This is a genomic window from Psychrobacter sp. AH5, assembly GCF_040371085.1.
Taxonomy (GTDB): Bacteria; Pseudomonadota; Gammaproteobacteria; order Pseudomonadales; family Moraxellaceae; genus Psychrobacter.
Genome location: NZ_JAMBMT010000001.1, coordinates 2583120 through 2597232, shown reverse-complemented (window position 1 = coordinate 2597232; position 14113 = coordinate 2583120). Strand labels below are relative to the sequence as shown.

The 14113-nt window shown below is 43.5% G+C and carries 13 protein-coding genes and 2 tRNA genes; 7 read left to right on the top strand and 8 right to left on the bottom strand.

Features of this window, described 5'->3' with window-relative positions:
* The first annotated feature begins 17 nt into the window (after positions 1–17).
* The 3 genes from M0N77_RS11065 to M0N77_RS11055 all read left to right on the top strand — a co-directional run bounded on the left by M0N77_RS11065 (position 18) and on the right by M0N77_RS11055 (position 2745).
* Complete coding sequence (locus tag M0N77_RS11065; protein WP_353105235.1) at positions 18–1256, top strand: homoserine kinase; 1239 nt, start codon at positions 18–20, stop codon at positions 1254–1256.
* Between the two features lie 277 nt (positions 1257–1533).
* Complete coding sequence (locus M0N77_RS11060; RefSeq protein WP_353105234.1) at positions 1534–1848, top strand: hypothetical protein; 315 nt, start codon at positions 1534–1536, stop codon at positions 1846–1848.
* Positions 1849–2745 carry a class II glutamine amidotransferase gene (locus M0N77_RS11055; RefSeq protein WP_353105233.1) on the top strand — a complete coding sequence of 299 codons (897 nt, stop codon included), beginning with the start codon at positions 1849–1851 and terminating at the stop codon, positions 2743–2745. It begins immediately after the preceding gene.
* Between the two features lie 4 nt (positions 2746–2749).
* On the opposite strand, the gene M0N77_RS11050 is transcribed toward M0N77_RS11055, so the two are convergent.
* The gene (locus M0N77_RS11050; RefSeq protein ID WP_353105232.1) at positions 2750–3277 is read right to left on the bottom strand and encodes a YchJ family protein; all 528 of its coding nucleotides are present in this window, start codon (positions 3275–3277) and stop codon (positions 2750–2752) included.
* A 37-nt stretch (positions 3278–3314) separates the two neighbouring features.
* Positions 3315–4031, bottom strand: a complete 717-nt coding sequence (locus M0N77_RS11045) for a metal-dependent hydrolase (RefSeq protein ID WP_353105231.1) — start codon at positions 4029–4031, stop codon at positions 3315–3317.
* Between the two features lie 124 nt (positions 4032–4155).
* Between M0N77_RS11045 and M0N77_RS11040 the strand changes: the two genes are divergently transcribed.
* Together M0N77_RS11040 and acnA are read left to right on the top strand one after the other, a co-directional pair.
* Positions 4156–5199, top strand: a complete 1044-nt coding sequence (locus tag M0N77_RS11040) for a DUF3025 domain-containing protein (protein ID WP_353105230.1) — start codon at positions 4156–4158, stop codon at positions 5197–5199.
* A gap of 284 nt (positions 5200–5483) precedes the next feature.
* Complete coding sequence (gene acnA / locus M0N77_RS11035) at positions 5484–8270, top strand: aconitate hydratase AcnA (RefSeq protein ID WP_353105229.1); 2787 nt, start codon at positions 5484–5486, stop codon at positions 8268–8270.
* An 80-nt stretch (positions 8271–8350) separates the two neighbouring features.
* Here the strand turns inward: acnA and M0N77_RS11030 are convergent, their stop codons facing one another.
* Positions 8351–8701, bottom strand: coding sequence for a glutaredoxin family protein (locus M0N77_RS11030; protein WP_353105228.1), 351 nt, complete (start codon positions 8699–8701; stop codon positions 8351–8353).
* Positions 8702–8929: 228 nt separating this feature from the next.
* On the opposite strand from M0N77_RS11030, the gene M0N77_RS11025 reads away from it, so the two are divergent.
* Positions 8930–9475, top strand: coding sequence for a rhodanese-like domain-containing protein (locus tag M0N77_RS11025; RefSeq protein WP_353105227.1), 546 nt, complete (start codon positions 8930–8932; stop codon positions 9473–9475).
* A 148-nt stretch (positions 9476–9623) separates the two neighbouring features.
* Here M0N77_RS11025 and M0N77_RS11020 read toward each other — a convergent pair whose 3' ends face one another.
* Entirely contained in the window at positions 9624–10277 is a 654-nt protein-coding gene (locus tag M0N77_RS11020; RefSeq protein WP_353105226.1) for a LysE family translocator, read from the bottom strand.
* A 145-nt stretch (positions 10278–10422) separates the two neighbouring features.
* Here M0N77_RS11020 and M0N77_RS11015 point away from each other — a divergent pair, with 145 nt between their 5' ends.
* Positions 10423–11316 carry a DMT family transporter gene (locus M0N77_RS11015; RefSeq protein ID WP_353105225.1) on the top strand — a complete coding sequence of 298 codons (894 nt, stop codon included), beginning with the start codon at positions 10423–10425 and terminating at the stop codon, positions 11314–11316.
* Positions 11317–11457: 141 nt separating this feature from the next.
* Here the strand turns inward: M0N77_RS11015 and M0N77_RS11010 are convergent, their stop codons facing one another.
* From M0N77_RS11010 to M0N77_RS10995, 4 genes are all read right to left on the bottom strand, one after another.
* Entirely contained in the window at positions 11458–12519 is a 1062-nt protein-coding gene (locus M0N77_RS11010) for a hypothetical protein (protein ID WP_353105224.1), read from the bottom strand.
* 91 nt (positions 12520–12610) lie between these two features.
* Positions 12611–13312 carry an IS1 family transposase gene (locus tag M0N77_RS11005; RefSeq protein ID WP_353105223.1) on the bottom strand — a complete coding sequence of 234 codons (702 nt, stop codon included), beginning with the start codon at positions 13310–13312 and terminating at the stop codon, positions 12611–12613.
* Between the two features lie 479 nt (positions 13313–13791).
* Positions 13792–13867: transfer RNA gene (locus tag M0N77_RS11000), tRNA-Glu, on the bottom strand.
* Between the two features lie 140 nt (positions 13868–14007).
* Positions 14008–14083, bottom strand: a tRNA-Ala gene (locus M0N77_RS10995).
* Positions 14084–14113: the final 30 nt, after the last annotated feature.

Sequence of the window (14113 nt, the reverse complement as noted above, 5' to 3'; positions counted from 1 at the left end):
GCCACAAGTGAGATGTCATGTCTGTCTATACCCAGTTAACCGATGATCAATTTGCCGCCTTTTGCTCAAGTTTTGGCGTGTCCTTTATCCGCGCCATTCCTATTACCCAAGGCATCAAAAACTCGAACTGGTTTATTCAGACCACTGAAGATAGCGAGGGTGACTACTCTTACGTCTTTACTTTATTTGAAGAGCGTCCACCGGAGGACATCGAAAAAATGGCGGTTATTCTTAATCAACTAGATGGCAGATTACCTGTCGCCGCCCCATTAGCTTTAGTTGAAAACGATGATGATAGTAAAGAGCAGAAACGCTATGTCATCCGCTATGAAGATAAAGCCATTACTATCGTACCTTGCTTGAGCGGCGAGCATCCTAAGCAAACCACGCCGGCGATGTGTCATGAGATTGGCGCGGCGCTCGCGATGTTGCATGAGACCTTACAAGGGTTGCAACCGGCGCAGGATTATGGCGTACCGCTATATCCATGGAGCGATGTGCGCGATCGTGAAATGCAGTTTATGCCAAGCGATGAGGCCAAATTGATGAGTGATATTTGGCGCGCGTATACAGATTTGCCTTTGACTAAGTTACCTAAAGGCTTATGCCATCTCGATATGTTCGCTGATAATACCTTGTGGGATTTGACTAAAGACAATGAGAAATTAACCGGTTTACTCGACTTTACTGAGGTCAGCGTTGAGCATTACGTGATGGATATCGCCATTACTATTAATGACTTTTGTACTACTTGGGGCGATGCGGAGCAAGGCGAGTCGGTTGAGTTTGATCGGCAAAAAATGAGCGCTTTTTTGCAAGGTTATGAGTCCAAACGCGCGCTGACTAGTGATGAAAAAAGCGCAATGTCAGTGATGCTAGCCAAAGCGGCGGTGATATTTTGGCTACTGCGCCTAAACGTCATTTATTACAATCGTTCTGAGGGGCGTACCGGCGACAATATTATGGTCAAAAACCCTGATCTTATGAAGCGCCTGGCCGCCTATCATTGGGCGCAAGTCGAAAAAGCGCAAGATAGCGTCTTTGTGTTAGAGCATACGCGTTTTGATGACGATAATAGCGATAACGAGATCGAAGACTTTAAACTCATCGGCGTGTTTGTAAGTCTAGAGCAAGCACAAGCAGCGATTGCGCAATTAAAATCTCAGCCGGGCTTTAAAGACTATCCTAACGGCTTTCATATCGATGAATATCCATTAGGACACATTAACTGGTTCTCAGGGTTTGTGGTTTATTAAATGAGCTATCGAGTTTTTGGTCTAAAAAAACCTATTACTCTGTAAAAGCTATACACTAAGCTATCAGCTGCTATTTTTAGCCTCACTACTACAAATCACTATGATGTATCACCACTATAAGGGCATACAAACAGTGACATTACTAGTTATCAAAACCTTGGTTGCAAGGGGCAAAAGCTCTTTAATTAATGAGCTGCCATGGACTAGCCGTGCGCTGGATAAAAACTCAATACTTAGCCCTCCAACTCTTCACGCTACACCCTCTAAGGATGACCCTATGACTGAGCAAGTCGACAACTGGCACAAACTGGCGCGCTATGATACCAATATGCAAGGCGAGTTACATGCCAATCTGCTGCGCAATAACGGTATCACCGTGTCATTGCAACCGCTAAGCGCTATTCCTGGCATGAATTCAGGCGTAGTATTGTGGGTAGAAACAAGCGACTTAGCGCAAGCCCAGCGTATCTTAAGTGGTGTTAAAAACGATGGCGAGGCGTTACTTAGCACTATGAGCGATGCAGAATTGGGTATCGTTCCAGATACGACAGCTAATAATGCCAATCCAGATAATCAAGGCGGTAATCGATAAATGTGTCAGCTTTTAGGAATGAACTGTAATACCCCAACCGATATCGGTTTTAGTTTCGCAGGTTTTCGTAAGCGCGGCGGCATGACCGACAGTCACGAAGATGGCTTTGGCATTGCTTTTTTTGAGCGTAGTGAGTGCGACTTGCAAAATGACTCTACGGGCTTGCGTCTGTTTCATGATAACCGTCCGAGCCACTTATCGCCTGTGGCTGATTTGGTCAATCATTACCCGATCAAAGCGATGAATGTTATCGCTCATATCCGTAAAGCCACTCAAGGGCAGAACTGTCTAGCTAACACTCATCCCTTCGTGCGCGAGGTTTGGGGCGAGCAGTGGGTGTTTGCGCATAACGGGCAGATGAATAAAGCCTTTATCGAGCGCTGTCGCCGTTTACAAGACAACGGTAACGCTGAGTATTGTCAGCCCGTCGGCTCTACTGATTCTGAGATGGCGTTTTGCTATTTAATAAACCGCTTAAAAAGTAGCTTTAAATCGCGTCCTGATGATAAGACGCTGTTTAACTTTTTGACCACCCAATGCCGCTATCTGTCGGCGAATGGGCTATTTAATTGCCTAATCTCTAATGGGCGCTGGCAACTGGCTTATGCCGGTAGCTTATTATTTTATCTCACCCGGCAAGCGCCCTTTGGTGAGGCAAAGCTTGCTGATGATGATTTAGCGATTAACTTTGGTGATGTCACTACCGATACCGATAAAGTCACTATACTAGTCACCGTTCCTTTGACAGAAAATGAGAAATGGCAACAGCTCGCGGTCAATGAGTGCTTGATATTTAAAGACGGTGAGATCTTATTTAAAGACAGTCCGAGCCAGCGCAAGTTTTTGACCATTGAGGAAGGGATTGCGATTGCAAGATCGGTTGGGGCGAGTGTTTAGACGGTTAGACCAAATAAACCCCACAGCATCTCTTAAACTTCTCACCCGAGCCACAAATACACGGCTGTTTTTGACTGACACTCATAGCCGTTGTTGGGTCTAAAAAGTACCAAGTGTCACTATTAGCCTTATCTTTCACTTTCACAAAAGTAGAGCGCTCATGATGCGCGGCTTGTGCTCCGTTAGGAGCCGTGTAGTAAGCTTTAAACTCAACCTGCGCCTGACGTTTACCGAGTTTTGGGGTGTGCTCTACAATCTCTAATCCCGCCCAAGGCGTCTCGCGTGCCCATTGCTCAATTGCCTCGATATCAAGCAAAGCCTGCTGCGCGGGCAGGGTAGTGTGGACGATATATTCTGGCAAAACCTGTACAAAGGCACTATAACGCGTGCGCATCAGACGCTCTGCAGTTTCGGCTTTACTTATACCTTGATGATAAGGCTGGCAACAGTCGCTATAGACTACTGGTTGGTTTAAAACTGGACTAGCCAAAAAAGCAGGTTTTGCTGAGACTTGGCAAGGACATAGTTGCATAATTTATCCTGATGACAATTAATGATATCTAACCATTTTAACGCAAATAATCTTCTAATAAGTCTGGCAATATACCCACCTTTAACTGAGCCCACGGCGCAGGGTCATATACTTGCTGCCAAAACTCTGTAACAGGCGGCGCAAAATAGACAAGCAGCGCTATCAGTCCATAGAGCAGTAAATACCACCATTTATCCTTGTGCTGATAAAACTTCATCGCTGTCCCTGCTGAGCGTTTCATTTTCATGCCCATCAAATTGACGCTATACAGCTCATCTAGAGCTAAATGCACCATCGCTCCGCCGAATAAAAACAGCCCAAAGAACCAACTCGCTGTCAAAGCATTACCGAGCACATAATAGCTCAAACTCACCGTAGCTAAGCCCAATACCGCCATATAAGGCACCGAGTGAATAATACCGCGGTGTACCGTCATGCTAGTAAAGATATTAAACACCACATAGCGCATAAAGCCATAACCGGCCAGCCATAAAGCGATCAAAGATAATAAACTTAGCTCATTGCGCCAATGCATCACCAGCCCAAAGGCAAACACAAAAGAAGTGATATTAAAGCCAAGTTTGATCGGGGTGGAATTATCAGAGTCCAAATCAGGCAAGAGGCCGCCTATCGTTCCAAGCGCCATACACATCAAAAAACCTGAGTCATTGATTAAACCCGCTTTATAAACCGTCAACGCCATGATGCCACTCACTGCAAAAGCGCCATTTAAGTGGGTATTAAAATTTGCCATAGCTACTCTTATAATGTTTTGAAAAAAGGCGCTTATCTCTGCTGAATAAACCTACGCAGCTAGTCGCAAAAAAGCGCTCTATGATACCATAGGCTCATCTGCTATAGGCTTTAAGATACTTACGATGACGACTTTAACTATGACTACTAATGATTCCATGAATAACGATTTTTCTAATGCTCACTCTGATAATTCGCTAGATGGCAGCTTTGCGCAGATCAATTGGCAAGCCCCTTGGTTATCTCATTTAAAGCAATTAAATTATCTAAGCGCAACTATAAAGCAACTAAGTGATGATGAACGATATGAGCAAGTCGCTAGTTCTGATATCGATAGTGAGTTTGCAAAAGATGCTAGGCAAATAGATATTATCGCCGCAGTCTTAAATCAGGCTTTAAAACAACAAAGCGAAGCTAACAACAGCTCGCTGCCAACTACTAAGCCCATCGCCGATAATAACCCTCAAGCTTTAAAGTTTGTCTCACAAAATGCGCTACCAGAAGGCATGGGCTACGAGCAATTTATCGGCACGACTGGTCAAATTCCGACTCGTGATAATTTGCATGATTTATTTAATGGCAGTATTTGGCTAAGCTTTCCCAAGACCAAGGCGCTACTCAATTATTATCATATGCTAGAGATTGCTGCTGACAGCGACAGTGATAAAGAATCAAAATCTCAGCGCGGACGCGTGCGCGATACCATCACGGTCTTTGATGAAAATGGTGCGCTATTAGTGACATCAGAGCCTAGTATCGGCGAGGCTTTGATAGATTTTGATTGGCAAAATAGTTTAGTCAAACCGCGAGAGAGTTGGGATAATCCAAAGCTGCCTAATGAGAATGCAAAAGCCGCCGTTTATATCTTTGGTCATGCGCTCCTTGAGCAATTAATTGAGCCGCGTAAACCTTTATGCGCGCATAGCGTGGTTATCACTGTTAGTCAGGATTTTTTTGCTTTATCAACCGCTGAGCGTATCAATTATCTCGATGATAAGTTAGCTGAATATATGGATAAGCTACTGTCTGAGCAAAACGTCACGCCGCGAAAATTAGCCCCACTTCCTATCCTAGGCGTACCGCATTTTTGGCCTGAAAATATTAATCCTGAGTTTTATGAGGATAAGTTTGTCTTTCGTAGCGGTCGCCATCGGCAACGGACGCGCTAAAGGTGTTTATTGAAGCGCTAAGCGGTCTTTTATAGTTAGTTCGGTTACGATTATGCCACCATTTGCCTACGCCCAGTCGTTAACAAACGTGCGCTTATTTGTTATGGTAAAAGAACGTTACTGTTAATGATTAGAGTTTCACTTATAGATTTTGTTACTTACTAATTGGTAAATAAATTCTATAGCATAAAACTACTACTAATTTTTGATGGTAAGCGAATCATTAGCCACCCGTTATAATTATAAATCCATAACATTCTACTTAGTAGATAAGGAAGCTACCCATGAGTGATATTTTTAATGTAAAAGATACCCTTAGCGTCGATGGCAAGGAGCATGCCTATTATAGTTTGCCAAAACTTGCACAGACTTACGACAACATTAATAAACTACCTTACTGTATGAAAGTGGTGTTAGAGAACCTATTACGTAATGAGGACGATGGTCAGTCTGTTGGCAAAAACCATATCGAAGCGGTTGCCAATTGGGATGCGCATGCTGAAGCCTCAAAAGAGATCGCCTTTATGCCAGCGCGTGTGGTATTGCAGGATTTCACTGGTGTGCCCTCAGTAGTTGATTTAGCGGCTATGCGTGATGCCGTGGTTGAGCTTGGCGGTAAGGCTGAGCAGATTAACCCGTTTATCCCTAGTGAGCTAGTGGTGGATCACTCAGTACAAGTGGATGCCTATGGCCGTGAAGACTCGCTTGATCTAAACGAAAAAATTGAGTTTAAACGCAACAATGAGCGTTATGAGTTTTTGCATTGGGGCAAAAATGCCTTTGAAAACTTCGTCGTGGTACCACCAGCCACTGGTATCGTGCATCAGGTCAACCTTGAGTATCTAGCGCGTGTGGTAATGGCGGCTGATGTCGATGGTGAGCTGACCGCATATCCTGATACGGTGTTTGGTACCGACAGCCATACCACCATGATTAATGGTATCGGCGTACTTGGTTGGGGCGTGGGCGGTATCGAAGCGGAAGCGGCGATGCTCGGTCAACCCTCCTCCATGCTAATTCCGCAAGTGGTTGGCTTTGAGCTCAAAGGTAAGCTCACTGAAGGCGTTACCGCGACCGATTTAGTGCTACGCGTGGTTGAGATGTTAAGAGCGCATGGCGTGGTTGGTAAGTTTGTTGAATTCTTTGGTGAAGGGTTGCATAGCATGCCGCTCGCGGATCGTGCCACTATCGCTAATATGTCGCCAGAGTATGGCGCTACTTGTGGTATCTTCCCGATTGATCAGATGGCGATTGATTATTTGCGTCTATCAGGCCGCGAAGAGAGTCAGATTAAACTGGTTGAAGAGTATGCCAAGGCGCAAGGACTATGGCACGATGCTGACACGCCAGCTGCGACCTATTCAAGCAGACTTGAGCTAGATCTTGCCTCTGTACAGCCTGCTCTAGCGGGTCCTAATCTGCCGCAGCAGCGTATCAATCTATCAGATATGCATGAGAAGTTTGGCGAGACTTTAGAGAAAATGACCAAAGACCGTAAATCAGAAATCGAAGGTAAAGTTCGCTTCGATCAAGAAGGCGGTGAGCAAGAGCAAGCCGATCGACTTTATGCCAAGCCTAATGTCTTCTCTGATGTCAACATCAATGACAAAAAGCACAAACTGCGTGATGGCTCAGTGGTTATCGCTGCGATTACCTCTTGTACTAATACCTCAAACCCGGCGGTAATGATTGGTGCAGGACTGGTCGCCAAAAAAGCGGCGGCTAAAGGCTTAAAAGCCAAGCCTTGGGTTAAGACTTCATTAGCACCAGGCTCAAAAGTGGTTACCGATTATTTAGAAAAAACCAACCTGATGGACGAGCTTGAGAAGACGGGCTTTTATCTAGTCGGTTATGGCTGTACCACTTGTATCGGTAACTCAGGTCCGCTACTTGAGGCTATCGAAGAAGGCATCGAGGAGAATGATTTAGTTGCCGCAGCGGTACTCTCCGGTAACCGTAATTTTGAGGGCCGTATTCACTCACATGTTAAGGCAAGCTATCTCGCTTCACCGCCGCTCGTGGTCGCTTACGCGCTAGCAGGTACGGTTGATATTGACTTAACCACGCAGCCGCTAGGCCAAGATCAAGACGGTAACGATGTATTCCTAAAAGATATTTGGCCTACCTCGGATGAGATCAACGAGCTGATCGCTAATAATATCGATGCTGAGATGTTCCGTAAAAACTACGGCGAAGTATTCGACGGCGGCAAAGCTTGGAACGCAATCACCTCAGCCGATAGCCAGTTATATCCTTGGGATGAAGGCTCAACGTACATCAAGAACCCACCGTTCTTTGATGGCATGACTATGGAGCCTGAAGGTATCCCCGATATCGAAGGCGCGCGCATCTTAGGTCTGTTTGGTGATTCAATTACCACCGATCACATCTCGCCAGCGGGTAATATTGATGCAGGCTCTCCTGCCGGTAAATACTTGCAAGAGCGCGGCGTAATGGAGGCTGATTTTAACAGCTATGGCTCACGCCGTGGTAATGATGCAGTTATGACTCGCGGTACTTTTGCCAATATCCGTATCAAAAACAAAATGATGGATGGTAAAGAGGGCGGCTATACTTACTACTTCAAAGGCGATAAAGCGACACTTGCCGAAGGCGTTGAGATGGCGATGTATGACGCGGCGATGAAGTACAAAGAAGATAAGCGTCCGCTCGTAGTGATCGGCGGGGCAGAATATGGCTCAGGCTCTAGCCGTGACTGGGCCGCGAAAGGGACTATCTTGCTTGGGGTCAAAGCGGTATTGACCACCTCGTTCGAGCGTATTCACCGTTCCAACTTAGTGGGCATGGGCGTACTGCCACTGACCTTTAAAGACGGCGAAAACGCCGAGACTTATAAGCTTGATGGCTCAGAGGTCATCAGCATTAGCGGTCTTAATAATGGCGAGAGCAAAACCGCTCAAGTCACTGCCACTCGCGCTGATGGTTCAGAGGAGAACTTTGAGGTCAACGTTGGCTTGCAGACGCCAAAAGAGCGTGAATACGTTCGTCATGGCGGCGTGTTGCACTATGTCTTGCGTCAGCTCGCAAGCGAGAGCAAAGACGCGGCTTAATGGTCGATTGTGTTTAGAATAAGAAAAGCCCATTCGCAATGAGTGGGCTTTTTTGTGGTTGCTGGTTCGTAATGGAGGCTCTACTGACTCTGCACCTGCCACTCAATAGCAGGTTTATTGTAGCCGCGAATCAATTCATCATTAAACATTAGCAAAGGCACGCCGCCACCGCCGAGGCTCTCATATTGTCGAAAATCCTCAGCCGAGCGCTCGATATCATACTCACAGTAGTCAACATTGTGCGAGGCGAGCAGCTCTCTAGTCTGCTCACAATAAGGACACCAGACAGCACCGTATAAAACAATATCATTGTTATTAGCGGCGTCACAGGCCACAGAGTCAACCGTGACGGTACTAGCATTGATAAGGTAAATACAGCTTATCAGTACAACCATACCGAGAACACCCGAAAACAGCTTTATAAAACTCATAGCCTTACCATTCTTATCTTTCAAAATCATTTACAAAACATAAGATGATAACACTTTCAATGTTAGCTTTGGCTCAAGGAGGGGATCTAGGTGCAAAGTTTAATGACAACAACAACGCTACTTTACAACCCTCCTATTCATCTATTGCACTATTACTCTAAGAGCAGTAAGATATAATTATATAAACAAATATAATATTATTTTAAATATCAATTTATGGAGAATTAGATGAGAGCTATTGTATTATCATTGCTGATGTTGTTCGGTTTGAGCACCCATGCTTTAGCAAAAGATGCGTTATCTATGACGCCGCAAGCGGTTTGGAGTATGGTACAACAAAACCCTGATGATATTTTATTTATCGATGTCAGAGATCCTGTGGAGATTATGTTTATCGGCTTTACTGATGCTGTCGATATCAATATCCCATTCAAGCAAGTCGATCGGACTAATTTTAATGAAGATAAAGCGATTTTCTCGATGCCTGATAATCCAAACTTCGCTCGCGATGTCGAAAAAGCTTTGCAAGATAAAGGCTTAGATAAAGATGCACTGATAGTAACGATGTGCCGTTCAGGTTCGGCGCGTGGCAAGCCTAGCGCTGATTATCTATTAAGCCAAGGGTTTACCAATGTGAAATATGTCGATCATGGTTTTCAAGGGGATACCATCAAAGAAGGGGAGAACCAAGGTTTTCGCTTAATAAACGGTTGGCAAAATGCAGGCTTGCCTTGGTCGCCAAAGATAAACCCCAGTAAGATTAGCAAGCCTTAAGCAGCGCTGAGTATACTTAGGACGACTTAACTAACGCGTAACCTACCAAATTAGTAACTATCAATATAAATAACGGTGGGTTACATTTGTATTCTCTTTAAGCGCTGAAACAATTCAATAGATGCTAAATCTGTTTAATTTACTCACTTTAGTTTTTCTCAGACAAAAGCTTAATTCCTAAGCCAATAAATACCACGCCGCTTATCTTGTTTAACATAGATTCAATCGCTGGATTCTCGCGCAGCTTTTTGCTAAATCTTGCCGCTAGTAGCGCTAGACACAAGCACCAAACTAAGGCCGTTAGGGCAAAGCTCAGTCCCAAAATTAAAAAAGACAGCGTGCTATGTGCGTAGCTTGCATCGATAAACTGCGGAAAAAAAGCGATAAAAAATAGCGCGACTTTTGGATTAAGTGTATTGGTTAGCACACCTTGCTTAAATATTTTCTTATAAGCTAAAGTGTTAGCTGGAATCAGCTTTTGGTTATCGGTTAAATCATCAGTGATTACAGAATCTTTTTTACTGGTCAGCATTTTCAAGCCCAAATAGCACAAGTAACCAGCGCCAAGATACTTAACGATAGTAAAGGCTAAAGGCGACTTGGCTAAAATAATCGATAATCCTAGCGCTGCTAACACAGTATGCACTAAAATACCTGAGACGATACCTAGCACCGAGTATAGCCCAGCCTTATTGCCTTGCGAGACGCTACGGGTAATGATATACATAGTGTCCGAGCCTGGCGTTATATTCAATAAAATACCGGTTAAAATAAATCCCCAATAATTCTCAATACCAAACATAGCTTATACTCTCTTTTTGGGCTGACTATTTATACATAAAAATAGCATTCTTTGAGCCGCTAAAACGTTATCATCGGCTTCTTTTTATTACGATAAAATATTCTGTCTTATCCGCTTGCCAAATCACTGCTAAATTGAGCCAACTATGAGTAGACGCGACCTTATTATTTTTATTAGTTTATCCTTTATGTGGTCGTTATCGTTTATTTTTTATCGAGTGGGCGTTCCTGAATTTGGTTCTATTGCCTTTGCTAGCTTGCGCGTATTATTTGCTGGGGCTACGATGCTAGTTTTTGTGCTGCTAAGTCCTAATAATCGCTTGGGTATTAGGCAAAATTGGAAGCTGTTAGCCATAGTCGGTCTATTCTCAACCGCGATTCCCTTTGTGCTATTTTCCTTTTCCGCTCAATCGGTAAACGCTGGGGTTTTAGCGGTGCTCAATGCTTCTGTACCAATGATGAGCGGTTTTATTGCTAGTACTTTTTTTAAGGATAAGCTGGCAAAAAAACAAATAGTAGGGCTTATTATTGGCGTTATCGGTGTGGTTATCTTGATGAGTGAGAACCTGTTTGGTACCCAAGCTTCAGAGTCAGCAGGTCTGTGGCCGCTAGGGTATGCATTATTGGGCTGCGTCGGTTACGCTGTCGGCGCTAATCTTACCAAAAATTATTTACAAAATCTCTCACCCATTCCGATTACAGCAGGCTCTATTATCATCGCTAGTCTTGTGATGCTTCCTATCGGTATTTATGAGTTTCCCTATGGTAAAACCATCAGTATAAAGGCTTGGCTATCCGTTATTTGTATTGGTGTATTCTCTACTGCGATTGCCCTTATTTTTATGAATCGTTTGATCAAAAATATCGGACCGATGCGAGCGACGAGCATTACCTTAGTGATTCCAATCTTTGCGATATTATTTGGTTATATATTGCTTGATGAAGCTTTAGACATCTTTGCTATTGTTGGCTCAATAGTGATATTAATCGGCACTTATCTGTCTTTAAATTTATCACTTAAAGGCTTAGTCAAATCTTAAAATAATCATTCCACTGTAATCATCAGACCCATTATAAATGTAAAAGACGCTCATAAAAAAAGCTCAATCCTATTTTGCTGGGATTGAGCTTTTTAGTTTTTAACTTAAGACGCTATTAATTAATGAGTAATTAACGAATAATTAACGAACGTTATCACCCCAAGTGACAATGGGCTTGTCTAAACGATGACTGGTCGCCGCACTTTTTGCACCGGCAACGGCAGCCACAAACGTTAGCAAGGCACTGATTAACCAAAATAGACCACTGTATAACGCTGCTTTACGAGCAACATCTTCAGCTTGTTGTAGATTTTGATCGACAGTCTGCTGAGCTTGAGCGATGTACTGCTCAGTTTTTGTTTTATACTCACTAAATGACTGAGTCACTTCATTACGTACTTCTAACGCTTGAGCTTCAGTTAACCCTTGAGCTTGCAGGCGAGTAATTAGCTCATCACTTTGTAGCGTTTGTTCAATAGATGCCATGCGCTGTTTGGCATAGTCATCAATGTTACGCCAAGTATCGACACTAGTGAAATCCATATCTTGCACATCACCGCGAGTCTCATTAATCATCTGTTCTACCACGTTAGTAGTGGCTGCGATTTGTTGCTCGTTTAGGTTTTGAGTGTTTTTGGCAACTAAATTATTAAGATCTTCTTTACTAATATTACCAGAAACCGTTTGATAGGCTTGCTGCGCTCTTTGTTGTAGCTGTTCAATAGAGCTATCAGGAACGGCAACGGCTGCTGTCCCTACCGCTGAGGTACCTGCTGCTGCAACGCCGCCTGCAGTCTTAGCTACCGTACTAACCGTACCACCAACGACATTACCAGCGGTTGCCAAAATACTAGTAGCGCCGCTCATAGCAAAAAAGGTAGTAAACAACACAATCAGAGCTGCTGTCAACATACCTGTCAAAGTAGCATCTTTTTGATCCACCTCTGTTCCATCACCAAAGATAGCCTCTGGTGCCGAAAACTTGATAGCGTAGTAGCCTGCGACAAAGGCACTAACTAAAGCAGTAACAGCGGCATAAATACCGCCAGCAATACTAGTGCCTTTTAAGTCAAAGGGTAAAAATGAGCTTAACACCAAGGCTAGAGCTACCATTGCCATGACGACTATCAGCCCCATGACAAGGCCAGCTAGCACTCCGCGCCAAGAAGGACGACGCTGAGGAGAGTAAGTAGTAGGTAACATAGCTATTCCTTATTTTTTGTTCTAGATTTTATGTCATCTCAATAGATGAGAGGCTTTAATAATTGGTGGTGTTCTAAAAAGTATGCTGGCATCAGACGTAGCCATAATTGACATAAAAGAACACCAGATCGAATACTTTAAAGTGATTATCAAGCTTTTTTGAGAAGCAACAAGTCTTTCTAACCGCCCGACGCAATCGGTGTCTAAGACGGCAGTTATTGCCTTCAATCCCTATCGTATGCTGTTTGCCAATTCGTTTGTTATCACTTTTAAAGGCGGTTATAAAACTGTCCCAGTTGTCCATACTGATAGAGCCATAGCTGACTGTAAGCTGCTTTAAACGTGTTCTTAACTTCTTAGCCGTTTTTAGGTCACGTTTGCCCCAGACATAAGCGACAATCTCATTAGTAGCACGGTCATAAGCGTAGATGAGCCAGACTTTACGCTTCTTGCGATACACGTAAGTCCAGAACTCATCAACCTCTAAGCGTTCATAATAGTGCTTCTTAGGTACAATCTTGTAAATGGATGAGCCTATGGTGCTAAGCACTTTTCCGATGCTAACCTTGGTTATAACGGCTATGTCTCTAACACCACAACCTCGGACAGTCATCAGTCGTATGAGATCTTCTATTCTAGAGTGACAGCCGTTATAGGTTACTGCATGATCGCCAATAAACTGACGTTTGCAGTCCTTACATTGGTAGTTCTGCTTGCCATAGCTTTTTATGCCATTTTTCTTTAGACTAAGACTGTGACAGTCAGGGCAATTGATCTGTATTTGTGTCTTCATAACCTCAAATATATCATCTTGCTTCGGCTGTCACCCTTCCTTTATTACCCCAGCATACTTTTTGATACACCACCTAATAATTAACTAAAGAGTTTACTACTAGCTATCAAGCTCATAGTAAACGTCAATAAACATAAAGTCAGCATAGGGAATTAAGCGCTACATTAATAATGCTGTTAAGTTTAAAAAGAGAGCTATCGTGTATAAGGATGTTAAGCTACGTAAAAGGATGACTTAGATGTAAGTTCGTGTAGACATTAAGTTAAAGTGATTAACTTATAATTTAGCCCTGCTTTTCATTTAAAGGTTTATAACGATTAGGAGAATTATAAAAATAGCAGCAGAGCTATCATAAAAACTTGTAGACAAAAAAATCCCAGTCACCATGATGATGACTGGGATTTAAAGGTGCGCTTATTAGTCTAATCTAGTGGCTTATATCATACTAAGCAAAAGGGCTAATAAGTGACGCCGAATAGTGGCGTCCCCAGGGGGATTCGAACCCCCGTTACCGCCGTGAAAGGGCGGTGTCCTAGGCCTCTAGACGATGGGGACGCATAGAGTGTCACAACCAAAAGGTTATAACGGTACCTCACAATATCAGAGTGCTTAGTTATAATAACTAGCCTTGCCTAGGTGCTGATACTGTCCTAATAACGATATTTATATAAAGATAAAATCTTATGATAAATAGATGGTGGAGCTAAACGGAGTCGAACCGTTGACCCCTTGCATGCCATGCAAGTGCTCTACCAACTGAGCTATAGCCCCTCGTTAAGAGTGAGCGTATTTTAGGGAATA

Coding starts and splice junctions, on each gene's coding strand:
- M0N77_RS11060 (WP_353105234.1), top strand. CDS start 1,534: ATGACTGAGCAAGTCGACAACTGGCACAAACTGGCGCGCTATGATACC.
- M0N77_RS11045 (WP_353105231.1), bottom strand. CDS start 4,031: ATGGCAAATTTTAATACCCACTTAAATGGCGCTTTTGCAGTGAGTGGC.
- M0N77_RS11065 (WP_353105235.1), top strand. CDS start 18: ATGTCTGTCTATACCCAGTTAACCGATGATCAATTTGCCGCCTTTTGC.
- M0N77_RS11050 (WP_353105232.1), bottom strand. CDS start 3,277: ATGCAACTATGTCCTTGCCAAGTCTCAGCAAAACCTGCTTTTTTGGCT.
- M0N77_RS11005 (WP_353105223.1), bottom strand. CDS start 13,312: ATGAAGACACAAATACAGATCAATTGCCCTGACTGTCACAGTCTTAGT.
- M0N77_RS11030 (WP_353105228.1), bottom strand. CDS start 8,701: ATGAGTTTTATAAAGCTGTTTTCGGGTGTTCTCGGTATGGTTGTACTG.
- acnA (WP_353105229.1), top strand. CDS start 5,484: ATGAGTGATATTTTTAATGTAAAAGATACCCTTAGCGTCGATGGCAAG.
- M0N77_RS11010 (WP_353105224.1), bottom strand. CDS start 12,519: ATGTTACCTACTACTTACTCTCCTCAGCGTCGTCCTTCTTGGCGCGGA.
- M0N77_RS11025 (WP_353105227.1), top strand. CDS start 8,930: ATGAGAGCTATTGTATTATCATTGCTGATGTTGTTCGGTTTGAGCACC.
- M0N77_RS11020 (WP_353105226.1), bottom strand. CDS start 10,277: ATGTTTGGTATTGAGAATTATTGGGGATTTATTTTAACCGGTATTTTA.
- M0N77_RS11015 (WP_353105225.1), top strand. CDS start 10,423: ATGAGTAGACGCGACCTTATTATTTTTATTAGTTTATCCTTTATGTGG.
- M0N77_RS11055 (WP_353105233.1), top strand. CDS start 1,849: ATGTGTCAGCTTTTAGGAATGAACTGTAATACCCCAACCGATATCGGT.
- M0N77_RS11040 (WP_353105230.1), top strand. CDS start 4,156: ATGACGACTTTAACTATGACTACTAATGATTCCATGAATAACGATTTT.